Genomic DNA, 25,904 nt, shown 5'->3' on the forward strand with positions numbered 1-25,904 from the left:
ATGGGAAACGGATGGCATGAATGGCCGCTGGTGCTCTTTACGGTGCTCGGTCAGTGCGTGGCAGGCGGCGTGATTGGCACCGGTCTGGTGTGGATGGCCAATGAGAGTGACCGCCGCGGTCAGCTGCATATTGTGCGCAGCCAGTTTTTTCTCTGGCTGCTGATGGGAATCGGGTTTGCCGCGTCAATGATGCACCTCGGCTCGCCGCTGCGCGCCTTCAACTCCCTTAATCGCATCGGCGCCTCTGCATTGAGTAATGAGATCGCCGCCGGCTCGCTCTTTTTTGCTATCGGCGGCATCTGGTGGCTGCTGAGCTGGCTTGGCAAAATGCCCGCCGGGCTCGGGCGCATCTGGCTGCTGGTCAGCATGGCCTGTGGCGTGCTGTTTGTCTGGGCGATGACGCGGGTCTATCAGATTGAGACTGTGCCCACCTGGCATAACGGCTACACCACCGCCAGCTTCTTTCTGACCATGCTAATCGGCGGCCCGCTGCTGGCGGCGCTGCTGCTGCGCTTCGTCGGCATGCGCTTTCCGGCCTCCCGTTTTGCGGCGATAAGCGCGGTCGCGCTGCTGGCGAGCGCGGCTGTGGTGATGTTGCAGAGCATGCAGCTTGGCGAAACTCACTCCTCCGTACAGCAGGCGACGGCGCTGATCCCCGATTACGGCTTGCTGCAGGCGTTGCGACTGCTGCTTTTAGCGCTCGGGCTGGGCTGCTGGATCTGCCCGCTGGTGCTGCGCAGGCAGCCGCGCGTCAGCAGCCTGCTGATTGGGTTTGTGCTGGTGGTCGCCGGCGAGTTGCTTGGCCGCGGCCTCTTTTACGGGCTGCATATGACCGTTGGCGTCGCCGTTGCCGGATGATCGATTGCGGGGCCGGAGAGCGGTTGACGCTTATCCGGCCTTCGGCACTTTTTCGGGAAATACCATGACCATTGAGAACCGTGAATCGTTTATCTTTACCGCCCGCGTGCTCGGCGCGCTCTTTTACTACCCGCCGGAGAGCGAACCCGCCATGCCGCTGGTCAGCGCCTTTACGCAGAATGCGTGGATGGCGTCATGGCCGCTGGCGCAAAGCCAACTGCTCCCGCTGGCTGAACTCTTCTCCACTGATGCCGAGGAGCCGTTGAGCGACGCCTGGCAGCGGCTGTTTATCGGCCCCCGGGCGCTGCCTGCGCCACCGTGGGGATCGGTATGGCTGGATAAGGAGTGCGTGCTGTTTGGTGAGTCGACGCTGGCCCTGCGCCAGTGGCTGCGCGACAACAACATTGTTTTTGAGGCGCGGCAAAATGAGCCGGAGGATCATATCGGCACCCTGCTGCTGCTGGCGGCCTGGCTGGCGGAGCAGGGAAACAGGGAGGCCTGCGATGCGCTTCTGGCGTGGCATCTGCTGCCGTGGTCGGGCCGCTTTCTTACCGTGCTGGAGGAGCAGGCACAGCACCCTTTCTGGCAGGCCTTCGCCCGGCTGGCACAGTTTACGCTGGCGGAGTGGCAAGCAAACCTGCTGATACCGGTAGCGCAGAAGCCGCTTTTTCGTTAACGCCCTCTCTTTTACATGCCGGGATAGTTTATTCCGGCAACCATCTTTGTGACAACGTCACTCTTGCCGCTTCGCTTTTAAGACAATTCTTTAATATTCCGGTCAGGCTTTACGCAGTAAGGCTTACTTTGAAAAAGCCGCCTGCCGCTGCGTTTTAAAAAGCGGCCTGAGAACTGGAATCCTTACGTGACGCAAGCTATAGCTCAAAGCACCCTGCCGAACATGGCATAACAACATGCAACCTGCCGTTGCCATAACGCATGCAAACAGGGAGAGACACTGCAATGCAGACTTCCATGCTTACCCGCGCGCTGCTGTTCGTCGCCGGGATTGTCGCCATACTGGCGCTGATTACCTGGGGTGTCGGGCTGGAGACAATAAAAACCCGCCAGGTGGATTTGCTTTACCTCGGGCAACAGCATCTGATTCTGGTGTTCAGCTCGATGTTTTTTGCACTCTTAGTCGGCGTTCCCAGCGGTATCGCTCTTAGCCGCCCCGCTGCACGCGGCGTTGCCGAGTATGTGATGCAGATCTTTAACGTCGGTAATACGCTGCCGCCGCTGGCGGTGCTGGCACTGGCGATGGTGGTCATCGGCATTGGCGATACGCCCGCTATCATCGCGCTGTTTCTCGCCTCGCTGCTGCCGATTGTGCGCAACACCTATGCCGGGCTCTGCTCGGTGCCCGCCTCGTTAATCGAAGCGGCGAACGGGATTGGCATGACAAAATGGCAGCGCTTACGCCAGGTGGAACTGCCTAACGCCCTGCCGGTGATCCTCTCCGGGGTGCGCATTGCGACAGCGATTAACGTCGGCACGGCGCCGCTGGCGTTTCTGATTGGTGCCAGCAGCTATGGCGAACTGATCTTCCCTGGTATCTATCTCAACGATTTCCCGACGCTGATTTTAGGCGCAGCCGCCACGGCGCTGTTCGCCCTGATCCTCGATACCCTGCTGGCGGCGCTGGGCCGGTTCCTGAGCCCGCACACGGCGTGATAATAGTGAGAGTAGTGTGATGAAACGACTTTTCCATACGCTGGGCTGGCTGGCGGCAACGGCACTGTTCACTGCCAGCGCTCATGCAGCGCCACTGATTGTGGCGACCAAAAGCTTTACCGAGCAGCATATTTTGTCGGCCCTCACCGTGCAGTACCTGCAGAAAAAAGGCTTTCAGGTGCAGCCGCAAACCAATATCGCGACGGTGATTTCCCGTAACGCGATGATCAATAAACAGGTCGATATGACCTGGGAGTATACCGGCACCTCGCTGATTATTTTTAACCACATTAACAAACGCATGTCGGCACAGGAGACCTACGACACCGTTAAACGCCTCGATGCGAAACATGGTCTGGTGTGGCTCAACCCGGCCAACATGAACAATACCTATGCCTTCGCCATGCAGCGTAAACGCGCCGAAGCGGAGCACATCACCACCATGTCGCAGATGGTGGCGAAGATTGAAGAGATCCGTAAAACCAACCCGAAAAAGAACTGGTTGCTGGGGCTCGACCTGGAGTTTGCCGGACGCAGCGACGGCATGAAGCCGTTGCAGGAGGCCTATGGCATGGAGCTGGATCGCCCGCAAATTCGCCAGATGGACCCTGGACTTGTCTATAACGCTATTCGCGATGGTTTTGTCGATGCCGGTCTGGTCTACACCACCGATGGCCGCCTGAAGGGGTTCGATCTGAAAACGCTGGAGGATGATAAAGGCTTTTTCCCGAGCTATGCGGTGACGCCAGTGGTGCGCAAAGACACGCTTGAGGCCAATCCGGGCTTAGCGGATGCGCTCAATACCCTCTCCGGCCTGCTGAATAACGAGGTGATTATCTCCCTCAATGCGAAAGTCGATATCGATCACCAGACGCCGCAGCAGGTCGCCCGCGACTTCCTGCGCGAGAAAGGGTTGCTGTAAGGAGAGCCTATGGACACGATTCACTACATGATGGACAACGCCGGTTACCTGGCGAGCCTCACCTTCCAGCATCTCTGGCTGGTGCTGCTGGCGGTGGGCCTGGCGATAGTCATTGGCGTGCCGCTGGGGATTTTGATTGTGCGCCACAAATGGCTGGCAACACCGGTGCTCGGCCTGGCGACGCTGGTGCTGACGATCCCGTCGATTGCCCTCTTTGGCCTGATGATCCCGCTCTTTTCGCTGATCGGCCAGGGGATTGGCGCGCTGCCAGCCATCACCGCCGTGTTTCTCTACTCCCTGCTGCCGATAGTGCGCAACACCCATACAGCCCTCGACAGCCTGCCGCCGGGGCTGCGTGAAGCGGGTCGCGGCATTGGCATGACCTTCTGGCAGCGTCTGCGCTGGGTGGAGATCCCGATGGCGCTGCCGGTGATTTTCGGCGGTATCCGTACCGCCGTGGTGATGAATATTGGCGTGATGGCCATCGCCGCCGTGATTGGCGCGGGTGGGCTGGGCCTGCTGTTGCTGAACGGCATCGGCGGGAGTGATATTCGCATGCTGATTGCCGGCGCAGTGATGATCTGTCTACTGGCCGTTGTGCTCGACTGGTTACTGCACCGCTTACAAATCGTGCTGACGCCGAAGGGGATTCGATAATGATTAAACTGGAAAATCTGACCAAACAATTTACGCAGAAGAACGGCCAGAGCGTTAACGCCGTCGACAATGTCAACCTGATGGTCCCGGAAGGGGAAATGTGCGTACTGCTTGGCCCTTCTGGCTGCGGCAAAACCACGACGCTGAAGATGATTAACCGCCTGATTACGCCAAGCAGCGGCAAGATCCTGATTAACGGTGAAGACACCAGCGGGATGGATACGGTCACCCTGCGGCGCAACATTGGCTATGTGATCCAGCAGATTGGCCTGTTCCCCAATATGACCATTGAAGAGAACATTACCGTGGTGCCACGCATGCTGGGCTGGGATAAAGCGCGCTGTAAAAGCCGCGCGGAGGAGCTGATGGCGATGGTGGCGCTGGATGCGAAAAAGTTCCTTCACCGCTACCCGCGCGAGATGTCCGGTGGCCAGCAGCAGCGTATTGGTGTAATTCGTGCGCTGGCGGCCGATCCGCCGGTATTGCTGATGGATGAACCTTTCGGCGCGGTCGACCCCATCAACCGCGAAGTGATCCAGAACCAGTTTCTTGAAATGCAGCGCGCGCTGAAAAAGACGGTGCTGCTGGTCAGCCACGATATCGATGAAGCATTAAAGCTCGGCGACCGTATTGCGGTCTTCCGCCAGGGTCGAATTGTGCAGTGCGCCAGCCCCGACGAGCTGCTGGCAAAACCGGCGAATGAGTTTGTCGGGTCGTTTGTCGGCCAGGACCGCACGCTTAAGCGCCTGCTGCTTGTTTCAGCCGGTGACGTGACCGATCAGCAGCCGACCATTACCGTGCGCGAATCAACCCTGGCCGCTGAGGCTTTCGCCATCATGGATGATAACGATATGCGCGCTGTAACGGTGGTCGACGGTGCCGGGAAACCGCTCGGCTTCGTCAAACGCCGTGAAGCGCGACATGACGCCCGCGACTGCGCTGCGCTGCTGCACCCGTTCCGCATCACCGGTAAAGCGGAGGACAACCTGCGCGTGGTGCTTTCGCGGCTCTATGAAAGCAACACCAGCTGGATGCCGATTGTGGATGAAGAGGGTCGCTACAACGGTGAGATTTCGCAGGACTATATCGCCGAGTATTTAAGCTCCGGGAAAACACGCCGGGCGCTGGCGATTCATAGCGAGAATTAAGGGGATTGCCGCAGGGCGCTAGCCGTGAGGTGGATCATAAGCCGGGTTAGCGCCTTCATGTCACCGATTTCATTTTGCGCGCAAGATACGCTTTAATATTCGGCCAGTTCCGCTGCCCGGTCTTACCGTACAAATCGCTGAACCCTTCCGCAAACGCCTCTTCCGCCCCGCCGCCTGAACCGCCTTGCCAGTAATAGTTATCGTGTGAGTCAGGTGGTGTATTGCCTAAATCTTTTTGCCAGGCAGAAATAAAGCTGGCCCGTTTGCTTAAATAATCGCCCGCTTCGCCCGTGCCCTTTGGCCCCATTAACGCTTTTTCGCCAAAGCTACGATCAATCGCGTGACCATACTCATGTAATACCAGGTTGGTTGAACTATGCCCACCAGCCAGCGACCACCCGCCCGCTTCATTCTGACTTAAAGAGATGATGGTTTCGTCCGGATGCGTTCCCTCCAGCGCGACTTTTCCTGGCGCGCCCATGCCACTGACAGACTGCAATGTTTGTCCGGCAGGCCACCCTCTTGGGGTGAAATCCTTATATTTCGTCATCCGCGGATGGTTCGTAATATTGTCGTTCGTGGCGGTGATGACCTGCCCTAGCGAAAATGCTTTTTGTAATATCTTTGCCGGAATTTTGAATAAATAACGCCTTATTTCACTCACATCAATGGGGAGGTCTTTTGGTGTGGTAAGGGTATATATTTTACTGTTAATCAAATCCCTCATGACAATAAAATCAGCGATGGTTTCCATATGCTCAGCGGTAAGAGATTGATTACTGCTCAAGGGGATCCTGTCACTAAGCGCACTCCAGATTTCGTTGTAGACCGCCTGGCCATAAATCTTATAAATCTCAGTAAATGCCTGTTGATACGTACGTATGTGCGCGGGAGCCAAACCCGCTGCGCCTGTTTTGCAATACGTTCCTGCTCCGTCAGCGCATTATCTTCCTGCTCATGAGATGAAGCGGACAGCTGAGACCCGGATTTATCTTTTGCATAGGCATACATGATGAAGGCCTTATCTACTTTCGTGTTTGTTAAATAACCTCAACTCCGCTTACCGGTACAGCCGGTATATATCACCTTTATACTTTTCATTTCCGCAGGTGATTGCTCGACAAAACGATAGGTTGTCCCGGTCCGTCCAGGATATTTGAATTTTGCCCCCACGGGAAAAAGACTCTCTTTTTCAACAGGATCACCAAATTTATAACGGCCCGGATTGCCAATAATGTCATAGACAACGCCCAACTCATCCCGATCTTCTGAGCTGTCATAAGCCCCCTGGGCGAACCGCTCAGCCATTTTTTTACTCTCTGTAACGGACATCAGGAAATTGGCGCTAACCACATCCCCGGGGTTAATCGCATCCAGCACAGGTCGATGCTTCGCCTCTGTAATAAGAATTTAGCCCGGATGCTGCCGCTTCCTCTACGGCCTGGTTCATGATGGCGATGGCTTGCCCCTTTTTACTTAATGCTTTGATGACGCTCTTGATGTCGATTCCCGGGGCAAAAGGCGGTCGATTCTCGCCTGCTTCAAATTGCAGCTTTGCATGTCTGGGCAACTGCGTGGTATCGGGAATATCAATCACCTGACCTCGCTCTTTGCGGATAAGGGAATTAATAAACAGTGCGCCCTTATTCGTGGCATATAAATAGAGCGCGCCGTCTACAATATCAGCCGGGTATTTGTAAGCCGCAGAGACCGTAGCACCTGCGGCCGATGCAGCGGCTTTCGAACGCCCTTTCCCACCTAAATCAACGCCCGCGCGATATTTCCCGACCAATAAATGTGGATTTTTTAAGCGTGGATTGAGCTATTTTATTTTATCCAGAATCGTTTTGAGGTCGTCTGTCGGCACATTTTTGCTTTTTAAATGGTCAAGGATTTCCTCTTCTGAAGGGCTCGCAGGAGGCGCAGAGAGTTGAGGCTTATTTTTGGTCTGGGCGTGGGCGTACATAGCCTTCATCTCCGGTCGACGCATCTCCATTGAGAGTAGTCACATTCAGGTGTCGAAAAGAGGAATTTCGGATGTTTCATCGCCCATTAGCGTGTCGCCGGATCATTAGTGTCTCCGGCGAAATGGATGAAGTGGGATCAGGCCAGGACGCGGTCAGCGACCAGCATGCCGGTGGCCATTTGCAGGTTGATATAGTGCGCGAGATCGCGCTGTTCAGGCCGGGGCAGGTAGGGCAGCTCGCCGACCAGCGGCGCGGGCAGTTTTTTGCTGAGCACATTAATGATTTCAGCATAGTGTGCGAGCCCAGGGTTGATGCGGTTTGCCACCCAGCCGATCAGCGGTAGCCCGTCGCTGGCAATCGCCTGAGCGGTGAGCAGCGCATGGTTGAGGCATCCTTCCTGAATCCCCACCACCATCACCACCGCCATCTGCTCCTGCACCACCCACTCGGAGAGCGGGCGCAGATCGTTCATCAGGCTGCGCCAGCCGCCGGTCCCTTCGACGACGACGTGATCGACCTGTTTACACAACTCGGCCAGCCCGTTCGACAGCAAGGTGTAGTTGATGGGGCAGCTGTGCGCCACGCTGCTCTCCTCTTCACTCAGCGCAATCGGATTGATGGCGCTGTAAGGCAGCGCAAGAGAGGAGACGCTTTGCAGCACCAGCGCATCTTTATTACGCAGCCCTTCCGGCGTTGCCTGACTTCCTTTTGCAACAGGCTTATAACCTGCCACCGTTTTGCCGCTGGCAGCCAGCGCCTGGAGCAGTGCGCGGGACGCCACTGTCTTCCCGACAGAAGTGTCTGTACCCGTTACAAAGAAACGCTTAAGCATAAGTAATTCCACCGTTAAGCAACGAAATATAAACCGGAAATATAATTCAGAGCAGAAAGTCTACGGGAAGTGGTGGTGGCTCAATTTGAGATAGCGCAATTTTTATCGCGACTGTGTAAAAATGTTACCCCTGTAACAAACGAATCAGCAGCGATCCGTTATACATCGCGTCTTTTACCAGTGCGGCACCCGCCATCGTGCCCTGATTAGTGAACTGCGTACTCTCAACGGCGATATGTTGGCTGTACGCGGGCAGCGCCTGCTGGCGAATAGAGTCGGCTATGGCAGGAAACAGCACATCTGCTGCCAGGCTCAGCGGCGAGCCAATCAATATTTTTTGCGGATTGAACAAATTGACCATGATGGCCAGAATGCGCCCGACATTGGCCCCGACGCCGCTGATGATATCTTTTGCCAGCAGATCGCCCTGCTGCGCCGCCTGGCAGAGCCACTCTACCGTCAGGGGTTGCTGGTGCAGCATCGAGCTCATCGACTGGCTCATGCGCAGCTGCGCCAGCTCCAGCACGCTCTCCACGCTGGCAATGGTCTCAAGGCAACCGTGGTTGCCGCAGTAGCAGCGCTTGCCGTAAGGGTCGACCTGCGTATGACCAATCTCCACCAGGCTGCTGCTGCCCGCATGGAGCAGGCGTCCATCGGTGATCACCCCGGCGCCAACGTTATGGTCGATGACCACCTGAATCACATCCCGCGCGCCGCGCGATGCGCCAAACAGCGCTTCCGCCATGGTCCAGGCGCTGATGTCATGCTGCACATAGACCGGCACGCCGGTATGCGCCTCCAGCGCTTCGCCGAGCGGCATCTCCTTCACATCCTCATAAAAGGGCATGCGATGGATAATGCCATTTTCCGTATCAATAATGCCCGGCAGCGTGATGGCGATCGCCGTCAGCCGCTCAAGCTTGTGCTGATGGCGGGTAAAAAATTGATCGATATGGGTAATGATGCGGGTGAGCAAGGGTTCGGCGGCGGTTAAGGGAAGATCGAGACGATCCTCAACCACCAGCTTGCTGCTCAAATCGCGCAGGGAGAGAAAAATTTCCCCGCGGCTAATGCGTAACGAGAGGTAGTGCCAGGCTTCGGTCTCCACCACCAGCCCGACCGCCGGACGCCCGCGGCTGCCCGGCTCCTGGATCTCTGTCTCCTGCACCAGGTGGGCTTCCAGCATTTCGCGCACGATTTTGGTGATGCTTGCCGGTGCCAGCTGCGCTAAACGTGAAAGGTCGATACGCGAGACCGGGCCAAGCTGATCGATGAGGCGATAGACTGCGCCCGCATTGGTCTGCTTTATTTGATCAATATGCCCCGGCTGGCTATCAGCGACCACCTCATACTCCCTTATTTTCGCGCTTCGAAATAAACATTCGGCTATGGTGAAACACTTAATGGCTGTCGTCAAATATTTACCCATGCTTGTGATTTAACGCACATTTCACCCGCCGTTATGGGTAAAATTCAGCCGTTTGCCACGTCAAGGAGCTGCTGTTTGAAACGCGCCGCTGCCGCCCCCTGCTCATGGTGTTTTGACCACACCAGCCACATCTCTGAGACGGCATCCTCTTCAACAATCGGTATCCAGCGCATCTCGCTGAGTTGAACGCGGTGAAAGGAGGCGGGCAAAATCGACACGCCGAGCCCCGCCGCCACCAGGCCAATAATGGTCATCGCCTCACCCACTTCCTGCGCGATGCGCGGCGTGAGCTGGTAGCGGCGCATCAGACTAAGGATATCGTCATACAGGCCGGTGCCGACATGGGGGTCGAAAAAGACAAACGGCTCCTGCGCCAGTTCGCGCAGCGATACTGCCGTACGCGTTGCCAGCACGTGGTCGCGCGGGATCATTGCCAGCAGCGGCTCGCGCAGGATCATCTCCCACGCCAGCGTCTCCGGCAGCGGAGTGTTGCGCATCAAACCAAGATCCAGCGCCCCCTCGTTAAGCGGCGCGATCTGCTCCCGGGTGTTGATCTCCCGCGTCTGGATATGCACATCCGGGTAGCGCTGGCGAAAAGATGAGAGCGTATCTGAGACCGCTTTGATAAAGGGCGCGGAAGAGGTAAAGCCAATGCGTAATTCGCCCGTTTCGCCCTGGTGCAAACGCAGCGCCCGGGCTGCGGCCTCATCCACCTGGTTTAAGATTTGCCGGCTGTCGGCCAGAAACTGCCGCCCGGCAGGGGTCAATGAGACGCTACGATTCGTGCGGGCCAGTAGCCGCGCGCCGACCTGCTGTTCGAGGATCTGAATTTGCTGACTAAGGGGCGGCTGCGAAATGTTCAGCCGCGCGGCGGCATGACCAAAATGGAGCTCTTCAGCGACGGCGATAAAATAGCGCAGATGGCGCAGTTCGATATTCATACTTTTAAAGTATTATTTGAGATTATTAATATATTAGACAGAATATTCCCGCTTTCATACCCTTACGACGTGGTAAGCCTGTCGCCGTAATGACGGGTCAAAAAGGTAAGGATCGCAAGTGAGTCGCACAACAACGGTTGATAACGAACCGACACATATCGTCAACGAACAACCCGTCGCCCTGCCAGGGCAATTTATTAAGCGTGGAACCCCCCAATTTATGCGCGTTACGCTGGCGCTCTTTTCCGCCGGGCTGGCAACTTTCGCCCTGCTCTACTGCGTTCAGCCTATTTTACCGGTGCTCTCCCATGAGTTCGGCGTTTCACCCGCCAGCAGCAGTATTTCTCTCTCCATCTCGACCGCCATGCTGGCGATTGGCCTGCTGTTTACCGGGCCGTTATCGGATGCGATTGGGCGTAAAAATGTCATGGTCACCGCGCTGCTTCTGGCGTCGTGCTGCACCCTGCTCTCGACGATGATGAGCAGCTGGCACGGCATTCTGGTAATGCGCGCGCTGGTGGGGTTATCGCTGAGCGGCGTGGCGGCGGTCGGCATGACCTACCTGAGTGAAGAGATCCACCCCAGTTTTGTCGCCTTCTCGATGGGGCTGTATATCAGCGGCAACTCCATTGGCGGCATGAGTGGCCGTCTGCTAAGCGGGGTCTTTACCGACTTCTTCAACTGGCGGGTGGCGGTGGCGGTGATTGGCTGCTTTGCGCTGGCCTCAGCGCTGATGTTCTGGAAGATTTTGCCCCCCTCACGCCACTTTCGCCCCTCTTCGCTGCGACCCAAAACGCTGCTGATCAACTTTCGCCTGCACTGGCGCGATCGCGGTCTGCCGTTGCTTTTTCTCGAAGGCTTTTTGCTGATGGGATCGTTTGTCACACTGTTTAACTATATCGGTTATCGCCTGATGCAATCCCCGTGGATGTTGAGCCAGGCGGTAGTTGGCCTGCTCTCGGTGGCGTATCTGACCGGTACCTGGAGTTCGCCAAAAGCGGGCGCGATGACCAGCAAATATGGTCGCGGCCCGGTGATGATCGCTTTTACCGCTATTATGCTGCTCGGTTTATTGTTGACGCTCTTCACCTCGCTGTGGGCGATATTTACCGGCATGCTGCTCTTTACGGCCGGTTTCTTTGCCGCGCACTCCGTGGCCAGCAGCTGGATTGGCCCACGCGCTAAGCGCGCCAGGGGTCAGGCCTCGTCGCTCTATCTCTTCAGCTACTATCTTGGCTCCAGCGTGGCGGGAACCTTAGGCGGTCTATTCTGGCATAGCTATGGCTGGAACGGCGTCGGCGGTTTTATCGCAGCGATGCTGGTGCTGGCGGTACTGGTCGGCACCAGGCTGCATACGCGTCTGCGCTAGCGAGCAGAAAAGAGGCAGGCCCTGCGCAAGCAGGGCTTTTTTATTAGCGTACGCCTGCGCCGGAATTGAGGATGGCGCCGGGGCTATCTTCTACGATATCGGCTACCTGCGGCTGGAATTTCCACGGTGCATTGAAGACCATTTTCTTTCTCCCACCCTCCTCAATCCACTTGATTCCTTTATGCATATAAGGAAGTTCACCCGTGAACAGCTTCGCCATCCGTGCATCAAATTCATAATCATTGATGTGAGCGCGCATCATAGAGTGGTGAACGTTTGACCAGGCGATACCTGAGAAACCCTTCGTCGGTATATTAAATTCATTCGCGACCTGCTGCGCTAACGGTGTTTTACTGTCAGCGGAATGGCAACAGATCAAGCGCACTTTTTTAAACCGCGAAATATCGACACCGGATGTTCTGAGCAGTTTTTTTAACGCTGGGCCATCGTAAAGGTTGCCTCTGGCATCCCCGATATACCCCTTATCATTAAAGATACCGCCGTGCCCCTGGATGGTCAGCCTACGGCCCGCCTTAGTGATATCCTCAAAGGTAAAAATGCCATACACCAGCTCTCTGGCACTTCTCACCGCTTTGTTTGCCCGCACCTCCTCCTCTTCATGCGTTTCACTCTCTGAATAGAAGTTAGTGAAGGCGTTGAGCGCTTTATGCAGAACTTTGTACATGTGCAGCCCCTCTCCGACATGGTGTAGATTTATGAACGGAAGAATAGACCGGCGTAAAACGCGATCTTTATAAAACTGTAGTGGCTATATTTTGTACAAGCAAGGGCTGCTGGCGCGTCTGCGTTAGCGCGTATCAGGAAGGCTCGCCCTGGGTAAGCGGGGCTTTTTAATTATGCTGCGGCGCGCAAAGGGCTAGAAAAGCGCGAAGAGAGAGCTTGCGCCCATTAACTCCCGCACGGCGTCAAGCGCCATCAAAGTGCAGATCACCCAAATGAAAGGATTCATGGTTTTTTGCTGTGTTAAGCGTTTATTGGTTAAATGAATGTGTTTTCTATTATGGTACAGATTTTAACATTAGCCGCAGAACTACTATTTTTAGGTGTTCAGGTTAATAAAATACAAAAAAATCAGAGGCATTATGGATAAGCAAAACTATCAACAACTCACCCGAACCTTCCTTCGCCTGTCACGTTTCTCACATCTTGCCGCCGTTGCCGGCTGGGATATGTTCGCCATGATGCCGCCGGGTGGCAGCGCCGCGCGCGGGGAAGCGCTGGCCGAGCTGAGCGTGCTGCGCCACCAGATTTTAACCAACCCGCAGGTTGGCCAGTGGCTTTCTCACGCCGCTCAGGAAGATCTCAATGATGTCGAACAGGCTAACCTGCGCGAAATGCAGCGCCACTACGATGAAGCGGCACTGCTGCCGGAAGCGCTGGTTGAAGCTCTGTCGCTGGCAGGCAGTCAATGCGAACACGCCTGGCGTACCCAGCGCCCGGCCAATGACTGGGCGGGCTTCTCCGCCAACCTGAAAGAGGTGGTGAAACTGACCCGCGAAGAGGCGAAGCTGCGCGCGGCGGCGAAAGGCTGCTCGCCCTATGACGCCCTGCTGGATAAGTTCGAGCCGGATATGACCAGCGCCCGCCTTGATGAGCTGTTTGGCGAGGTCAAAAGCTGGCTGCCGGATCTGCTGAAACAGGCGGTAGAGAAACAGGCTCAGCAGACGCTTATCGCGCCACAGGGGCCGTTCCCGATTGCCGAACAGCGCGAGCTGGGGTTGCAGGCGATGAAGACGCTCGGTTTCGACTTTAATGGCGGACGCCTTGACGTCAGCGCCCACCCCTTCTGCGGCGGCGTGCCGGAAGATGTGCGCATCACTACCCGGTACGATGAAAATGAGTTGCTGAGCGCCCTGTTTGGCGTGGTGCATGAGACCGGTCATGCCCGCTATGAGCAGAACCTGCCGCGCAGCTGGCCGGGTCAGCCGATTGCGCTGGCGCGCTCGACGGCAATCCATGAGTCGCAGAGCCTCTTCTTTGAGATGCAGCTCGGGCGCAGCGAAGCCTTCCTGCGCCGCCTGCAGCCCGCAATTGTTGAGCGCTTTGGTATGCAGCCTGCCTTTGAAGAGCACAATTTTATCGCCTGGAACCAGCGCGTGAAGCCGGGTTATATTCGCGTTGACGCCGACGAGGTAAGTTATCCGGCGCATGTTATTCTGCGGTATGAGATCGAGCGGGCGTTGATCGACGGTGAGATCGAGGTCGACGATATTCCGGCGCTGTGGAATGAGAAAATGGAGGCCTGGCTTGGGCTTTCGACCGAAGGCAACTACCGCAACGGCTGTATGCAGGATATTCACTGGACCGATGGCGGCTTTGGTTATTTCCCCTCGTACACCCTGGGCGCGATGTATGCCGCGCAGCTGTTCCACGCCGCGCGCCGGGCGCTGCCGGGTCTGGATGACGCCATCGCCGCCGGTGATTTCAGCGCACTGTTTGAGTGGCTGCGCCAGAACATCTGGCAGCACGGTAGCCGCTTCAGCACCGCACAGCTGATCGCCAACGCCACCGGCGAGCCACTGAACGCGGACTATTTCCGCCAGCATCTTACCCGCCGTTACCTCTAATTACCCCGCGCCGGAGCGGCTTTCCGGCGCGCTTTTCCCCGTTGTACATTCCGTTACACGCCGATACCAATCACTCACGGAAACGCTTCGATAACAGGGATATAGTTCTTTCAACGGCCCCGCAGTGGGGTTGAATGAAGAAACCAATTCGAGGATATCGGAATGAAAAAAGTATTAGCTCTGGTTGTTGCCGCTGCAATGGGTCTGTCTTCTGCTGCTTTCGCTGCTGACACCGCTGCCACCTCTCAGGCGCCGGCTGCTGCGCCAACCACCACTACCGCTGCTCCGGCTGCTGCTGACACCAAAGCGGCTCCGGCGAAGAAAGTTCACCACAAGAAACACAAAAAAGCCGCTGAGCAGAAAGCTCAGGCTGCTAAAAAGCACCACAAAAAAGCCGCCGCTAAACCGGCTGCTGAGCAGAAAGCCCAGGCTGCTAAAAAGCACCACAAAAAAGCCGCCGCTAAACCGGCTGTAGAGCAGAAAGCGCAGGCTGCTAAAAAACACCACAAACACGTAAAACACACTGCTGCTAAACCGGCTGCACAGCCGGCTGCATAAGCCACGTGTCTGCAACCGGCGCTCCTTGTGAGCGCCGTGCTAAAACGCGGCGCTGAGCCCTTCGGGTGAAGCGCCGTTTTTCTCTGGAGGCCTGAGCATGCTGCGACGTTATCGTTTTGAAGTTATCCTGATGATGTTAATTCTCTGCGCGCTTATCGCCCTCCGTTTCTATCTTTATTGATGTAGCACGCTGATTTTACTCCCGCTTTCTATGCGTCCCGTCTATATTTATTACTCATGGCTCGACCTTAATAATCATAAATTCCCCACCTGAGAGTACTATGCGAAGAACCGTTGTGCTGTTGCTGGGACCGCTGCTTTTGTTTTCCGCTGTTGGACATGCTGATGATGGCGATGAGGACGCAGTTAGCGCCAGGGATATAAAAACCCTCTTTTTTGGGCATGACGATCGTGTCCGCGTCGCTACGCCGACCACCGCACCGTGGGATGCGATAGGTCAACTGGAAACCGCCAGCGGCAACCTCTGCACCGCCACGCTTATCTCCCCGCATCTCGCCTTAACCGCCGGGCACTGTCTGCTGACGCCGCCGCGCGGCAAAATCGATAAAGCGATAGCGCTGCGGTTTGTGTCGCAAAAAGGGGTCTGGCGCTATGAGATCCACGGTATTGAAGGGCGCGTTGATGCCTCACTGGGGCGTCGCCTGAAGGCCGACGGCGAAGGGTGGATTGTCCCCTCCTCGGCCGCCTCGTGGGATTTTGGGCTGATCGTTTTACGTTATCCGCCCTCCGGCATTACGCCGCTGCCGCTCTTTAGCGGCGATAAAGAGGCGCTAACCGCTGCGCTGAAGGCTGCCAACCGCAAAGTCACGCAGGCGGGTTATCCGCAAGATCATCTGGATAATCTCTTCAGCCACCAGGATTGCATTGTGACGGGCTGGGCGCAGAACAGCGTGCTGTCGCATCAGTGCGATACGCTGCCGGGTGATAGCGGTTCGCCGTTGATGTTAAAAACCGATGATGGCTGGCAGTTGATCGCCGTGCAAAGTTCAGCTCCGGCGGCAAAAGATCGCTGGCGCGCCGATAATCGCGCCATCGCGGTGACCGGTTTTCGTGACAAGCTGGACGCGTTGGCCAGCGATACGGTGCAGTAACTCAATCCTGTCGCTGGCGATGCTGCTGTAACAGCGTCTCCAGCGGCAACGGCGCGCTAAAGTAGAAGCCCTGCAACTGATCGCAACCCGCGTCACGCAGCAGCGCCATTTGCGCTTCGTTCTCCACCCCTTCCGCGACTACCTGCATCCCCAGCGCGCAGGCAATGCGGATTGTACCGCTCACTAATATCGAAGCCTGCTCATCGCTGTCCACCAGTCCCGCCAGCGATTTATCAATCTTGACGGTGTCGAAATTAAAACGCCGCAGATAGCCAATGCTGGAGTAACCGGTGCCGAAATCATCGAGCGCAACCGCTGTACCCAGCGCTTTTAAATTGGCGATCGCCGCTTGTGCGCGCTCCGGGTTCTCCAGCACGTACGTTTCCGTCACCTCCAGTTGCAGGCGCTGCGCGGGAAAGCGGCAGCTCTCCAGCACATGCGCCACTTTGTCTTCAAACTCGGGATCGCGAAACTGCGCGGGGGAGATGTTGACCGACAGTTTGAGCCCCGCCTGCGGACAGAGATCGCGACAGGCGCGACGCAGGACAAACTGCCCCAGCGCGTAAATCAGGCCGCTGGTTTCAGCAATCGGGATAAACTCGTCCGGTTTTAGCTCCCCTTCCGGCCGGCGCGGCCAGCGCGCCAGCGCTTCAACGCCGCTCATCTCGCCGCTGCGGGCATCAATAATGGGTTGATACCAGACGTCAAACTCCTCCCGCTCCAGCCCGTTGCGGATATCGGTTTCAATCATCAGTTGCCGCTCGCGGGCGCTATTTAGCGCAGCGTCATAGTGCGTTATCCGCGCTTTGCCGCACATTTTCGAATGGTACATGGCGATATCGGCGCGGCGAAACAGCTCGGAGCTCGAGCACTCCACCAGCGTTCCGCTGGCGATGCCGATACTGGCGCTGATATGCAGCGTGCGTTTGCCAATGCGCACCGGCGCGCAGAAGTAGTCGAGCACCTTTTGCGCAAAGTCGCTCGCTTTTTCAACCGACCACGGCCCGCTCAGGGTCATGGCGAACTCATCCCCGCCCATGCGCGCCAGCATGCCTTCGGTCGGTACTTTTTCCTGCAACGTCTGCGCAATAGTGACAATCAGCCGGTCGCCCACGTCATGACCGTAGATGTCGTTCACATCTTTAAAGCCATCGAGATCGATAAATACCACGCTTATCAGGTCGCTATTGCCCCACTCGCTCCACTGCTCCAGCTGCTCTATCAGCGCGCGTCGGTTGGGTAGGCGGCTAAGCCAGTCAGTTAACGCAATGCTACGCGCCAGCTTTTCCCCTTTCGCCAGCTTATAGAGCCCCGCGCTACTGAGCACAATAAACAGCAGGATAAGGCCTGAAGCGAGCATCGCGATTTGGCGGATCTCATCTGCCGCCGCGTCGGCCGCTTCCGCGCCCGGGAAGTGCGGCTTCCAGCTCATATAACCGAGAAATTCGTCGGCGGAGCCGTGCAATGGCATGCTGCTCGCGGGCGTGTCTTGCAACGTCAGCCGCAGATCCTGGATCTGAAAGGTACTGCCGAGTTCGCTAAGTAGCTCATCATCAAGATGACGGGTCATCACTAAATAGCGACGCGCGCTGCCCTGCCTCTCAAGCCGCCCCGATACCGGGCGGATCAGGCCAATGCTGACAAACGCTACCCCCCAACGTGTGCGGGTTATCCCGGCGAAAATGTCCTTACCCTGCTGCAGTGCCGCAGCGTGGTTGCGGATAAGCGCTGCCAGCCCGTCGCCAAAAAAGGCGAGATTACGCTCGGAAAAGGGCTGGCTGCGAAACGCGCCCCACACCACCGTGAAGTGCTCATCCAGCACAAAGGTGCCGTCATACAGGTTATCGACTTTAAAACCCGCGCCCCAGGTGTTGTAGAGCCAGCCGGTATCGATTGGCGTACGGTAGACGACGCGCACCGCTTCATCCCAGACCGCGTTATCGAGGCCGAGGGATCGCATTCTGTTGACTGAAGTCTGGATCGCACCCTGAACGGCGAGCGCCGCGCGGTGCTCATCGATTTCATTCGCTTTACTGCTAATCAGATGCAGTGAGAGGTAGAGGAGCGCAACGACGGAGATGATAAGCCCCACCCCCGCCAGAAAAATCATCACAAAGAGCGTTCTTGCTGTGGGGATATTGCGCCAGCTTAGCGGAGTGAGCATCGACGACCCTTACTGGTGTCCCGTAACGTTTGTTATTGTCCTCTAAGCGTAATACAGCCCACAAATTTCGTTGCCCGCAAAAGCGGGCAACATCACATCAGGCAAGTTTTATCAGCATCATCCCGATAAGCAGCAGCGCCAGACCGATCCAGCCTTTGCCATTAAGGCGCTGGCCGAAGAGGATCCAGCCGGCGGCGAGCGTTGCCACGATCCCGAAACCGCCCCACAGGGCGTAGGCGACGGAGAGATCAATCCCCTTTACCGCCTGCGACAAGGCGCTGAACGCCGCCAGCACCGCCACTAACGATCCGCAGCCATAGAGTTTGCGGCGAAAACCGTCAGAAAGTTTTAAAAAGATATTGGCGACAATTTCCAGAATAATGGCCATCGCCAGCCATAATGCGTGCATCCACTCAAGCAGTAACATGGCCCTGCTCCTGACGTGGGGCTTTGCGCGTGCCGGACTTAATCAGCACAATGCCGAGCGCCAGCGCCACCAGACCCGCCGCTTTCATCGGTGAGAGAGGTTCATCAAACAGCAGCACGCTAAACAGCGTAATAATGGCGATACCGACCCCTTCCCATAATGCGTAGGCCACGCCGAGGGCGATTTTTTTCACTGCAAACGCCAGGAAAATATAGGAACAGGTGATCATCACCAGCATTAAAATAAAACCGCTATGGCTGTCGTTAATACTTGCCCATTTCATTGATAGCGTACCGGTTATTTCCGAGACAATCGCCATCGCTAATAAAATCCAGTAAATCATATTTTTTCTCCTGCTTGAGAATAGAGATCCTTGCGATTTACCGCATCGCGGAAAACCGTAAAAAAATTAACAGTTGCGCACAGAGCGCAGGATCGGGCAGGAGAGAACTACAGCGCAGTGCGCCAGTATTGTTCGCCCGCAGGCGGGCAGCAGAAGGAGACAGGAAGTGAAAAACAGGGGGTAAGACTACTGAACCGAATGTCCATATTTTTACAATTTACCGCGCGTTGCTTCTCTTCGTGGCGGTTAAAAATTGTCCTCAGTTGTTGTACATGCCTTATATTTAGCACAAGCTAAGATTTTACTCAAAGTATTTTCAATTCTTTACCGCTCACCAAATTAATTAAACGAAGAGTAAACGAACGCTGCCGGTTTATTTCCGGCAGCGTATTGCGTTTTATTCTGCAGGCGTATTTAGCGCATTCGCACGCGCTTCTGCCAGTAAATTCCATGAGGAGATAAAGAGACCTGCAATCAGTGGCCCGAGTACGAAACCGTTGATGCCAAAGAATTGCAAACCGCCAAGGGTGGTCAGCAAGATGAGGTAGTCCGGCATGCGGGTATCTTTCCCCACCAGCAGCGGCCGCAACAGGTTGTCCGCCAGCCCGACCACAATCACAAAGTAGAGGGTCAGCAGTGTTGCGGTGAGCAACTCACCCGTGGAGTAGAGGAAGATCACCGCCGGGATCCAGATAAGCGCGGTACCGACCGCCGGGACCAGCGACAGGAACGCCATCAGCGCGCCCCATAGCAGGCTGCCGCTCAGGCCTGCGAACCAGAAGCCAATCCCGCCCATTGCCCCCTGTACAATCGCCACCACCAGCGTTCCTTTGACCGTTGCGCGCGCCACACCGGCAAATTTCAGGAACAAACGGCGTTTGATTTTGGCCGACAGCGGCATGTCCTCATAGATTTTCTTCACCAGCGCGGCACCATCTTTCAGCAGGAAAAAGAGCAGATAGACCATCAGTGAGAAGCTGATGGTTAACCCCAGCGTCCCCTTACCGATAATCACCGCGCTGCCTGCCAGATAACGCCCGACGCTGAGCGCCGCACCGGAGAGTTTTTCGCGGATGGCTTCTACCGAATCGAAATTGTTTTCGCGCAGCGCATGTTTTGCCCACTCCGGCAGGTGCGCAATACCGTTGCTTAACAGCTGCGGCAGATCTGTCGCGTTGGTTTGCAGACGCTGGTAAAGGGCGTTGATCTCAACCACCAGCGATGAGATCACGATCATCATTGGAATAAAGACGAGGATACAGATCAGCAGCACGGTAATCAGTGAGGCGATACCGTTTCGCCCGCGCAGTAGCCCGGTGAGCTTTGTACGCAGCGGATAGAAGATCAACGCCAGGATCACCGCCCAGATGATGGCGGAGTAGTAAGGCTGGATCAGGGTGAAAAACGCCACGCTGACCAGTAATAACAAAATGATAAAAAAGAAGTTGTTGCTTTTGAGCGTTGTCATGCGGACCGTCCAATGGAAAGATTCTCTCTAAGTGTAGTGGCTTACCCTTTGATTGCAAAAGCATTAACCGGCTAAACATGCAGCCCGCCGCCCGCACGCTGAAAATGATTGTGCAAAAAATTGCCAATATCATCAGGATCTTTCAACGATCCTGCCTCCAGGGGGTTGATCCTTTCGTGCGAACAACGATACTGTATTTATATACAGTAATAATAAAAGATCGACACCCATTATGACTACCAGCGCTTTTCCCAGTCCGGCTGCGGACTACATTGAAGATGCGATCGACCTGGTGAGCAGCCTGATCGCCCACCCGTCGGCCACCTATGTGATGCGGGCTTCCAGTGACGCGATGTGCGAGGCGGCGATCCTGCCGGGCTCGCTGTTACTGGTCGACACCAGCCTGCAACCGGGCGATGGCGATATTGTTGTCGCCCGCCTGTTAAGCGGTTTTATGGTAAAGCGGCTGCGGTTGCGGCCCTGGCCGCAGCTGGTGGCGGATAACCCCGCCTACCCGGCGATCAAGATCGATGAAGAGGAAGGCGCGCATATTGTTGGCGTCGTGACGACCGTGATCACTTTGCCGCCCCGCCATCATGTACGCGCTCGTTGATGTTAACTCGTTTTATACCAGCTGTGAGACTGTCTTCCGGCCCGATTTACTCGGTAAACCGGTGGTGGTGTTATCCAATAACGATGGCTGCGTGATCTCCCGCTCGGCTGAAGCTAAAGCGCTCGGCATCACCATGGCTGACCCCTACTTCAAGCAGAAGGCGCTGATGGAGCGTCACGGCGTGGCAGTGTTCAGCAGTAACTACGCCCTGTATGGCGATATGAGCCACCGGGTGATGACGCTGCTGGAGGAGCTCTGTCCGGCGGTGGATATTTACAGTATCGATGAAGCGTTTGTGGATTTGACCGGCATTCCGCAGCTGCGCGAGTTTGGGCGCACCCTGCGTAACGCCATTTATCAGCGCACCATGCTCACCGTCGGCGTCGGCATTGCGCCGACGAAAACGCTGGCAAAGCTGGCAAATAACGCCGCGAAAAAGTGGCCGGAGGCCTCGGGCGGCGTGGTGGATCTGTCGCGCCAGGCGCAGCAAGTAAAGCTGATGGCCGCCCTGCCGGTAGGTGAAGTGTGGGGAATTGGTCGCCGCCTGAGTAAGCGGCTGGAGGCGATGGGGATTGATACCGTACTTAAGCTGGCGCAGAGCGATTTATGGTTTATCCGCAAAAACTTCAGCGTGGTGCTGGAGCGAACGGTACGTGAACTACGCGGGGAACCCTGCCTTGGGTTTGCCGAATTTGCACCGGCGAAGCACGAGATCATCAGTTCCCGCTCCTTTGGTGAACGCGTCAGCGACTACGCATCGGTACGCGAAGGCATCTGCACCTGGGCGGCGCGGGCCGCTGAAAAACTGCGCGCAGATCATCAATATTGCCGCTATGTCGGCGCTTTTATTAAGAGTAGCCCCCACGATGATGACGAACCTTATTACAGCAACAGCGCAGGCATTCGCTTACTGACGCCAACGCATGACACCCGCGATATTATTGCGGCGGCAACGCGTAGCCTGGATATTATCTGGAAGCAAGGCCCGAGATATCAAAAAGCGGGCGTTATGCTGGGGGATTTTTTTAGCAAAGGTGTCGCGCAACTTAATTTATTCGATGAATTTTCTCCGCGAGAAAATAGCGAATCGCTAATGAATGTTTTAGACACGCTTAATAAAAAGGGAAATAAATTATGGTTTGCCGGCCAGGGTGTTACGCCAGGCTGGAAGATGAAGCGCTCTCTGCTCTCCCCCGCCTGGACCACACGCTTAGCGGATGTTCCGCTTGTCGGTTAGCGGCTGCGCTTGGCGTGCCGCTCCCAGTTCTCCTGTTTTGCCTGTTCGGATTTGCGTAGAGCGACATAACATGCGCCGCTACCGCCGTGATGCGGCAACGCCGGGCAGAACGCCTGCACATCCTCAAACTCCGGCAACCAGCGCGCCAGGTAGCTGCGGATGATATTGGCGTGCGAATTCTCATCACGCCCTTTTCCGTGAATAATCAATATATTGCGAAGCCCATCTTTGCGGCACTGATGCATAAAGCTAAACAGCATCTGCCGGCACTGCTCAACGGGCTGGCGTAGCAGGTTCAGGCTTGCCTGCTGGGTGTATTTGCCCAGCCGCAGTTTATCGAGTACGCCAATTTGCAGCCCTTCACGGCGAAACTCCAGCGGCGTATCAAGGGCCACCGGGTCAAGAAAACCGGTGGTCAGAAAATTATCGAGTTGCAGGGTGTCAATGCGCTGCAAGGGTCGGGATTTTTGACTCGGGTGCCAGTGCACATCAGCACTGCGCTTCAGGGGTTGGACATCCTCCATGGCGTCAAGAAACAGTGATTTTTCATCCGGGTTCATGGGGCAGTCCTCCAGCAACATCTGCTGAAGTACTATAGCTGGCACAGGGCAGCTTCTCAATGCTGTGAACAAATTATGCGTGTGCTCAAGGTGTTATAAAAAGGGTATAACGGCGTGCTTTTTTATACCCCTACTCTTTGTTAAATAATCGTGAAATTAATCACTGATAAAAACTGGCAATAATTATTATGACCGCTATAAATATAAGAAAGGCGCAAGGATCGCGTGCAAAAAATAAAGATTGGATGCTCAGATTGTGTGTACTCTGGAGCCTGACGGATGTCGGCAGGCTCTATTTTTTTAATTAATAAACTTTATTAACCTTATATGTTCTGCATCCACTCACTCTCGAGCGTTATTTCCTTATTGATAACCAATGCCCCCCCTTCCAGGGTATGGTGAGGCACTTTTTTGTTTGCTAAATTATCGCCGCTATTTAGTGATAAGGACGCCCGATGCTCACCCTGCTCGAAGATAAGATTTCAACCCCGCTTGGCCCGCTGTGGATCATCTGCGATGAGCAATTTCAGCTGCGCGCCGTGGAGTGGGAAGAACATGATGCCCGGATGGTTGAACTGCTTAATATTCACTATCGCCGCGAAGGGTATCAGCGCGTGGCTTCACCTAATCCAGGCGGGCTGAGTCAAAAACTGCAGGACTATTTCAACGGCGATCTGGCGGTAATTGATACGTTGCCGACCGCAACAGGCGGTACCCCTTTTCAACGTGAAGTTTGGCAGATGCTGCGCACCATCCCCTGCGGTCAGGTGATGCATTATGGTCAACTGGCGACAATTCTTGGTCGTGCGGGCGCGGCGCGTGCCGTGGGAGCCGCTAATGGTGCCAATCCCATCAGTATTGTGGTGCCCTGCCACCGCGTGATCGGCAGTAATGGCATGCTCACCGGCTATGCGGGCGGTATGGCCCGTAAAGAGTGGCTGCTGCGCCATGAGCGTTACTTACTATTGTGAGAAAACAGGTCTGTTTAGTATGCATTTCATGCACTTCGATCGCTAAAACCTTAGTGAATTGGTGGAAATTCAATAACATGAGACAAAGTAAGTCTTTACCGTTTCGCTCCACTGTTTCATTTATGGTGAATTGACGTTTTGCCAGGCTTACGTGCGCCATAAAAAGATGTTAAAATTGACCAATATCAATTACGGCGTAGAGCAGACCTATGATCCCGGAAAAGCGAATTATTCGACGCATTCAGTCTGGCGGCTGTGCTATCCATTGTCAGGATTGCAGCATCAGCCAGCTTTGCATCCCCTTTACTCTTAATGAGCATGAGCTGGATCAGCTCGACAATATCATTGAGCGTAAAAAGCCCATCCAGAAAGGTCAGACCCTGTTTAAAGCAGGCGATGAGCTGAAATCGCTCTACGCTATCCGTTCTGGCACTATCAAAAGCTATACCATCACCGAACAGGGCGATGAGCAGATCACCGGCTTCCATCTGGCGGGCGATCTGGTGGGCTTTGATGCCATCGGAACCGGCCATCACCCAAGCTTCGCTCAGGCGCTGGAGACCTCAATGGTCTGTGAGATCCCGTTCGAAACGCTGGACGATCTCTCCGGTAAAATGCCGAGCCTGCGCCAGCAGATGATGCGTCTGATGAGCGGCGAGATCAAAGGCGATCAGGATATGATCCTGCTGCTGTCGAAGAAAAACGCGGAAGAGCGTCTGGCGGCATTTATCTATAACCTCTCCCGCCGTTTTGCGCAGCGTGGTTTCTCACCGCGTGAATTCCGTCTGACCATGACCCGCGGCGACATCGGCAACTACCTGGGCCTGACCGTTGAGACCATCAGCCGTCTGCTGGGTCGTTTCCAGAAGAGCGGCATGCTGGCGGTGAAGGGGAAATATATCACTATTGAGAATGGCGATCTGCTCTCTGAGCTGGCGGGTCACGCCCGTAACGTTGCCTGATTTTTTACCCCACCTTTTGCCCTTTTGCCGGGTCATTACATTTTTCTGATTTATTGATCCGGCAAAAGGTTTCCGCTGTTTCATTCAGCTTATATGGGTTATCTTTTACTGTCAGAGAGTGGTGACAGATGTAAGGAGACCCTGTATGGCTAAGTATCAGAATATGTTGGTCGCCATCGATCCTAATCAGGACGATCAACCCGCATTACGACGTGCCGTGTATTTGCATCAACGGATTGGCGGTCGGATCAAAGCTTTTTTGCCGATTTACGACTTCTCATACGAGATGACCACCCTTCTCTCCCCCGATGAGCGAACGGCAATGCGCCAGGGTGTTATCAGCCAGCGCACCGCATGGATCCGCGAACAGGCGAAATACTATATCGACTCGGGTGTGCCCATCGACATCAAAGTGGTGTGGCATAACCGTCCCTTCGAAGCCATTATTCAGGAAGTGCTCTCCGGCGGCCACGATCTGCTGCTGAAGATGACGCATCAGCACGATAAACTCGAATCGGTGATTTTTACCCCGACCGACTGGCATCTGCTGCGTAAATGCCCCTGCCCGGTATGGATGGTAAAAGATCAGCCATGGCCGGAAGGCGGTCGCGCTGTCGTTGCCGTTAACCTTGCCAGCGAAGAGATCTACCACAACGCGCTGAATGAGAAGCTGGTGAAAGAGACCCAGCATCTTGCTGAACAGGTCAACCATACTGAAGTGCACCTTGTCGGTGCTTATCCTGTCACCCCCATCAATATTGCTATTGAACTGCCGGAGTTTGATCCGAGCGTCTATAACGACGCCATTCGCGGCCAGCATCTGCTGGCGATGAAAGCGCTGCGGCAAAAGTTTGGTATCGATGAGAAAATGACGCATGTCGAGAAGGGATTGCCGGAAGAGGTGATCCCGGATCTGGCGGAACATCTGCAGGCCGGGATTGTGGTGCTTGGCACCATTGGCCGCACCGGTATCTCCGCCGCGTTTCTCGGCAATACCGCAGAGCAGGTGATCGATCACCTGCGCTGCGATTTGCTGGTTATCAAACCGGATGATTACCAGTCGCCCGTTGAACTGGATGATGACGAAGACGACTAAGCAGTAAACCC

Annotated in this window: 29 protein-coding genes; 16 read left to right on the forward strand and 13 right to left on the reverse strand. The window is 55.5% G+C overall.

The window, feature by feature from the left end; all coding sequences use genetic code 11:
- The 6 genes from PU683_RS14255 (at position 1) to osmV (ending at position 5,256) form a co-directional block, all read left to right on the forward strand.
- Entirely contained in the window at positions 1-858 is an 858-nt protein-coding gene (locus PU683_RS14255) for a DmsC/YnfH family molybdoenzyme membrane anchor subunit (RefSeq protein ID WP_277172546.1), read from the forward strand.
- Between the two features lie 64 nt (positions 859-922).
- On the forward strand, positions 923-1,534 hold the full coding sequence (gene dmsD, locus PU683_RS14260) for a Tat proofreading chaperone DmsD (protein WP_277172549.1): 612 nt from the start codon (positions 923-925) through the stop codon (positions 1,532-1,534).
- A 284-nt stretch (positions 1,535-1,818) separates the two neighbouring features.
- Positions 1,819-2,529 carry an osmoprotectant ABC transporter permease OsmY gene (gene osmY, locus PU683_RS14265; protein WP_277172551.1) on the forward strand — a complete coding sequence of 237 codons (711 nt, stop codon included), beginning with the start codon at positions 1,819-1,821 and terminating at the stop codon, positions 2,527-2,529.
- 19 nt (positions 2,530-2,548) lie between these two features.
- Entirely contained in the window at positions 2,549-3,451 is a 903-nt protein-coding gene (gene osmX / locus PU683_RS14270; RefSeq protein WP_277174296.1) for an osmoprotectant ABC transporter substrate-binding protein OsmX, read from the forward strand.
- Positions 3,452-3,460: 9 nt separating this feature from the next.
- Complete coding sequence (gene osmW, locus PU683_RS14275; RefSeq protein WP_277172553.1) at positions 3,461-4,108, forward strand: osmoprotectant ABC transporter permease OsmW; 648 nt, start codon at positions 3,461-3,463, stop codon at positions 4,106-4,108.
- Positions 4,108-5,256 carry an osmoprotectant ABC transporter ATP-binding protein OsmV gene (osmV, locus tag PU683_RS14280; protein WP_277172555.1) on the forward strand — a complete coding sequence of 383 codons (1,149 nt, stop codon included), beginning with the start codon at positions 4,108-4,110 and terminating at the stop codon, positions 5,254-5,256. Before osmW ends, osmV begins: the two co-directional genes overlap by 1 nt.
- Before the next feature lie 55 nt (positions 5,257-5,311).
- Here osmV and PU683_RS14285 read toward each other — a convergent pair whose 3' ends face one another.
- From PU683_RS14285 to PU683_RS14310, 6 genes are all read right to left on the reverse strand, one after another.
- Positions 5,312-6,043, reverse strand: coding sequence for an anthrax toxin lethal factor-related metalloendopeptidase (locus PU683_RS14285; RefSeq protein ID WP_277172557.1), 732 nt, complete (start codon positions 6,041-6,043; stop codon positions 5,312-5,314).
- 263 nt (positions 6,044-6,306) lie between these two features.
- Positions 6,307-6,636: a hypothetical protein gene (locus PU683_RS14290; RefSeq protein WP_277172559.1), complete on the reverse strand. Its 330-nt coding sequence runs from the start codon at positions 6,634-6,636 to the stop codon at positions 6,307-6,309.
- Complete coding sequence (locus PU683_RS14295; RefSeq protein WP_277172561.1) at positions 6,620-7,048, reverse strand: hypothetical protein; 429 nt, start codon at positions 7,046-7,048, stop codon at positions 6,620-6,622. The genes PU683_RS14290 and PU683_RS14295 overlap by 17 nt, the downstream gene beginning before the upstream one ends.
- A 311-nt stretch (positions 7,049-7,359) precedes the next feature.
- Positions 7,360-8,055 carry a dethiobiotin synthase gene (bioD, locus tag PU683_RS14300; protein ID WP_277172564.1) on the reverse strand — a complete coding sequence of 232 codons (696 nt, stop codon included), beginning with the start codon at positions 8,053-8,055 and terminating at the stop codon, positions 7,360-7,362.
- Between the two features lie 124 nt (positions 8,056-8,179).
- The gene (gene mlc / locus PU683_RS14305; protein ID WP_277172566.1) at positions 8,180-9,400 is read right to left on the reverse strand and encodes a sugar metabolism global transcriptional regulator Mlc; all 1,221 of its coding nucleotides are present in this window, start codon (positions 9,398-9,400) and stop codon (positions 8,180-8,182) included.
- 128 nt (positions 9,401-9,528) lie between these two features.
- Complete coding sequence (locus PU683_RS14310; RefSeq protein ID WP_277172569.1) at positions 9,529-10,425, reverse strand: LysR family transcriptional regulator; 897 nt, start codon at positions 10,423-10,425, stop codon at positions 9,529-9,531.
- 118 nt (positions 10,426-10,543) lie between these two features.
- Here PU683_RS14310 and PU683_RS14315 point away from each other — a divergent pair, with 118 nt between their 5' ends.
- A complete protein-coding gene (locus tag PU683_RS14315; protein ID WP_277172571.1) occupies positions 10,544-11,794 on the forward strand; it encodes an MFS transporter in 1,251 nt (416 codons plus the stop codon).
- 43 nt (positions 11,795-11,837) lie between these two features.
- On the opposite strand, the gene PU683_RS14320 is transcribed toward PU683_RS14315, so the two are convergent.
- Complete coding sequence (locus PU683_RS14320; protein ID WP_277172573.1) at positions 11,838-12,479, reverse strand: hypothetical protein; 642 nt, start codon at positions 12,477-12,479, stop codon at positions 11,838-11,840.
- A gap of 192 nt (positions 12,480-12,671) precedes the next feature.
- Positions 12,672-12,764, reverse strand: coding sequence for a KPN_01571 family protein (locus PU683_RS22460; RefSeq protein WP_431190941.1), 93 nt, complete (start codon positions 12,762-12,764; stop codon positions 12,672-12,674).
- A gap of 133 nt (positions 12,765-12,897) precedes the next feature.
- Here PU683_RS22460 and PU683_RS14325 point away from each other — a divergent pair, with 133 nt between their 5' ends.
- From PU683_RS14325 to PU683_RS14335, 4 genes are all read left to right on the forward strand, one after another.
- On the forward strand, positions 12,898-14,382 hold the full coding sequence (locus tag PU683_RS14325; RefSeq protein WP_277172574.1) for a carboxypeptidase M32: 1,485 nt from the start codon (positions 12,898-12,900) through the stop codon (positions 14,380-14,382).
- Between the two features lie 162 nt (positions 14,383-14,544).
- The gene (asr, locus tag PU683_RS14330) at positions 14,545-14,940 is read left to right on the forward strand and encodes an acid resistance repetitive basic protein Asr (protein ID WP_277172576.1); all 396 of its coding nucleotides are present in this window, start codon (positions 14,545-14,547) and stop codon (positions 14,938-14,940) included.
- A 97-nt stretch (positions 14,941-15,037) separates the two neighbouring features.
- Positions 15,038-15,121 carry a small membrane protein YdgU gene (ydgU, locus tag PU683_RS22505; RefSeq protein ID WP_094193176.1) on the forward strand — a complete coding sequence of 28 codons (84 nt, stop codon included), beginning with the start codon at positions 15,038-15,040 and terminating at the stop codon, positions 15,119-15,121.
- A 100-nt stretch (positions 15,122-15,221) separates the two neighbouring features.
- The gene (locus PU683_RS14335) at positions 15,222-16,052 is read left to right on the forward strand and encodes a trypsin-like serine peptidase (protein WP_277172578.1); all 831 of its coding nucleotides are present in this window, start codon (positions 15,222-15,224) and stop codon (positions 16,050-16,052) included.
- Between the two features lies 1 nt (position 16,053).
- Here PU683_RS14335 and PU683_RS14340 read toward each other — a convergent pair whose 3' ends face one another.
- From PU683_RS14340 to PU683_RS14355, 4 genes are all read right to left on the reverse strand, one after another.
- Positions 16,054-18,216: a putative bifunctional diguanylate cyclase/phosphodiesterase gene (locus PU683_RS14340; protein ID WP_277172581.1), complete on the reverse strand. Its 2,163-nt coding sequence runs from the start codon at positions 18,214-18,216 to the stop codon at positions 16,054-16,056.
- Positions 18,217-18,313: 97 nt separating this feature from the next.
- Complete coding sequence (gene mdtI, locus PU683_RS14345; protein WP_277172583.1) at positions 18,314-18,643, reverse strand: multidrug/spermidine efflux SMR transporter subunit MdtI; 330 nt, start codon at positions 18,641-18,643, stop codon at positions 18,314-18,316.
- Positions 18,630-18,986, reverse strand: a complete 357-nt coding sequence (gene mdtJ / locus PU683_RS14350) for a multidrug/spermidine efflux SMR transporter subunit MdtJ (protein ID WP_277172586.1) — start codon at positions 18,984-18,986, stop codon at positions 18,630-18,632. Before mdtJ ends, mdtI begins: the two co-directional genes overlap by 14 nt.
- Positions 18,987-19,383: 397 nt before the next feature.
- On the reverse strand, positions 19,384-20,454 hold the full coding sequence (locus tag PU683_RS14355; RefSeq protein ID WP_277172588.1) for an AI-2E family transporter: 1,071 nt from the start codon (positions 20,452-20,454) through the stop codon (positions 19,384-19,386).
- A gap of 232 nt (positions 20,455-20,686) precedes the next feature.
- Here PU683_RS14355 and umuD point away from each other — a divergent pair, with 232 nt between their 5' ends.
- Both umuD and umuC read left to right on the forward strand, forming a co-directional pair.
- On the forward strand, positions 20,687-21,067 hold the full coding sequence (umuD, locus tag PU683_RS14360) for a translesion error-prone DNA polymerase V autoproteolytic subunit (RefSeq protein ID WP_277172590.1): 381 nt from the start codon (positions 20,687-20,689) through the stop codon (positions 21,065-21,067).
- The gene (gene umuC, locus PU683_RS14365; protein ID WP_277172592.1) at positions 21,051-22,304 is read left to right on the forward strand and encodes a translesion error-prone DNA polymerase V subunit UmuC; all 1,254 of its coding nucleotides are present in this window, start codon (positions 21,051-21,053) and stop codon (positions 22,302-22,304) included. The genes umuD and umuC overlap by 17 nt, the downstream gene beginning before the upstream one ends.
- On the opposite strand, the gene smrA is transcribed toward umuC, so the two are convergent.
- Entirely contained in the window at positions 22,301-22,864 is a 564-nt protein-coding gene (smrA, locus tag PU683_RS14370; RefSeq protein ID WP_277172594.1) for a DNA endonuclease SmrA, read from the reverse strand. The genes umuC and smrA overlap by 4 nt on opposite strands.
- A 455-nt stretch (positions 22,865-23,319) precedes the next feature.
- Here smrA and ogt point away from each other — a divergent pair, with 455 nt between their 5' ends.
- From ogt to uspE, 3 genes are all read left to right on the forward strand, one after another.
- Positions 23,320-23,835: a methylated-DNA--[protein]-cysteine S-methyltransferase gene (gene ogt / locus PU683_RS14375; RefSeq protein ID WP_277172595.1), complete on the forward strand. Its 516-nt coding sequence runs from the start codon at positions 23,320-23,322 to the stop codon at positions 23,833-23,835.
- 209 nt (positions 23,836-24,044) lie between these two features.
- Entirely contained in the window at positions 24,045-24,797 is a 753-nt protein-coding gene (fnr, locus tag PU683_RS14380) for a fumarate/nitrate reduction transcriptional regulator Fnr (protein ID WP_023481718.1), read from the forward strand.
- Positions 24,798-24,942: 145 nt separating this feature from the next.
- Positions 24,943-25,893 carry a universal stress protein UspE gene (uspE, locus tag PU683_RS14385; protein ID WP_277172597.1) on the forward strand — a complete coding sequence of 317 codons (951 nt, stop codon included), beginning with the start codon at positions 24,943-24,945 and terminating at the stop codon, positions 25,891-25,893.
- The last annotated feature ends 11 nt before the right edge of the window (positions 25,894-25,904 follow it).

It is taken from the genome of Candidatus Kosakonia sp. 282A-S69, from assembly GCF_029433855.1.
Taxonomy (GTDB): domain Bacteria; phylum Pseudomonadota; class Gammaproteobacteria; order Enterobacterales; family Enterobacteriaceae; genus Kosakonia; species Kosakonia cowanii_A.

What these genes read in the sequence shown, in the direction of transcription:
- smrA (WP_277172594.1), bottom strand. Translation starts at nt 22,864, where the DNA reads ATGAACCCGGATGAAAAATCACTGTTTCTTGACGCCATGGAGGATGTC.
- umuC (WP_277172592.1), top strand. Translation starts at nt 21,051, where the DNA reads ATGTACGCGCTCGTTGATGTTAACTCGTTTTATACCAGCTGTGAGACT.
- osmV (WP_277172555.1), top strand. Translation starts at nt 4,108, where the DNA reads ATGATTAAACTGGAAAATCTGACCAAACAATTTACGCAGAAGAACGGC.
- PU683_RS22460 (WP_431190941.1), bottom strand. Translation starts at nt 12,764, where the DNA reads ATGAATCCTTTCATTTGGGTGATCTGCACTTTGATGGCGCTTGACGCC.
- PU683_RS14320 (WP_277172573.1), bottom strand. Translation starts at nt 12,479, where the DNA reads ATGTACAAAGTTCTGCATAAAGCGCTCAACGCCTTCACTAACTTCTAT.
- uspE (WP_277172597.1), top strand. Translation starts at nt 24,943, where the DNA reads ATGGCTAAGTATCAGAATATGTTGGTCGCCATCGATCCTAATCAGGAC.
- dmsD (WP_277172549.1), top strand. Translation starts at nt 923, where the DNA reads ATGACCATTGAGAACCGTGAATCGTTTATCTTTACCGCCCGCGTGCTC.
- ydgU (WP_094193176.1), top strand. Translation starts at nt 15,038, where the DNA reads ATGCTGCGACGTTATCGTTTTGAAGTTATCCTGATGATGTTAATTCTC.
- osmW (WP_277172553.1), top strand. Translation starts at nt 3,461, where the DNA reads ATGGACACGATTCACTACATGATGGACAACGCCGGTTACCTGGCGAGC.
- PU683_RS14325 (WP_277172574.1), top strand. Translation starts at nt 12,898, where the DNA reads ATGGATAAGCAAAACTATCAACAACTCACCCGAACCTTCCTTCGCCTG.
- PU683_RS14340 (WP_277172581.1), bottom strand. Translation starts at nt 18,216, where the DNA reads ATGCTCACTCCGCTAAGCTGGCGCAATATCCCCACAGCAAGAACGCTC.
- mdtI (WP_277172583.1), bottom strand. Translation starts at nt 18,643, where the DNA reads ATGTTACTGCTTGAGTGGATGCACGCATTATGGCTGGCGATGGCCATT.
- osmY (WP_277172551.1), top strand. Translation starts at nt 1,819, where the DNA reads ATGCAGACTTCCATGCTTACCCGCGCGCTGCTGTTCGTCGCCGGGATT.
- mdtJ (WP_277172586.1), bottom strand. Translation starts at nt 18,986, where the DNA reads ATGATTTACTGGATTTTATTAGCGATGGCGATTGTCTCGGAAATAACC.
- asr (WP_277172576.1), top strand. Translation starts at nt 14,545, where the DNA reads ATGAAAAAAGTATTAGCTCTGGTTGTTGCCGCTGCAATGGGTCTGTCT.
- PU683_RS14355 (WP_277172588.1), bottom strand. Translation starts at nt 20,454, where the DNA reads ATGACAACGCTCAAAAGCAACAACTTCTTTTTTATCATTTTGTTATTA.
- PU683_RS14310 (WP_277172569.1), bottom strand. Translation starts at nt 10,425, where the DNA reads ATGAATATCGAACTGCGCCATCTGCGCTATTTTATCGCCGTCGCTGAA.
- PU683_RS14335 (WP_277172578.1), top strand. Translation starts at nt 15,222, where the DNA reads ATGCGAAGAACCGTTGTGCTGTTGCTGGGACCGCTGCTTTTGTTTTCC.
- osmX (WP_277174296.1), top strand. Translation starts at nt 2,549, where the DNA reads ATGAAACGACTTTTCCATACGCTGGGCTGGCTGGCGGCAACGGCACTG.
- PU683_RS14255 (WP_277172546.1), top strand. Translation starts at nt 1, where the DNA reads ATGGGAAACGGATGGCATGAATGGCCGCTGGTGCTCTTTACGGTGCTC.
- ogt (WP_277172595.1), top strand. Translation starts at nt 23,320, where the DNA reads ATGCTCACCCTGCTCGAAGATAAGATTTCAACCCCGCTTGGCCCGCTG.
- fnr (WP_023481718.1), top strand. Translation starts at nt 24,045, where the DNA reads ATGATCCCGGAAAAGCGAATTATTCGACGCATTCAGTCTGGCGGCTGT.
- bioD (WP_277172564.1), bottom strand. Translation starts at nt 8,055, where the DNA reads ATGCTTAAGCGTTTCTTTGTAACGGGTACAGACACTTCTGTCGGGAAG.
- umuD (WP_277172590.1), top strand. Translation starts at nt 20,687, where the DNA reads ATGACTACCAGCGCTTTTCCCAGTCCGGCTGCGGACTACATTGAAGAT.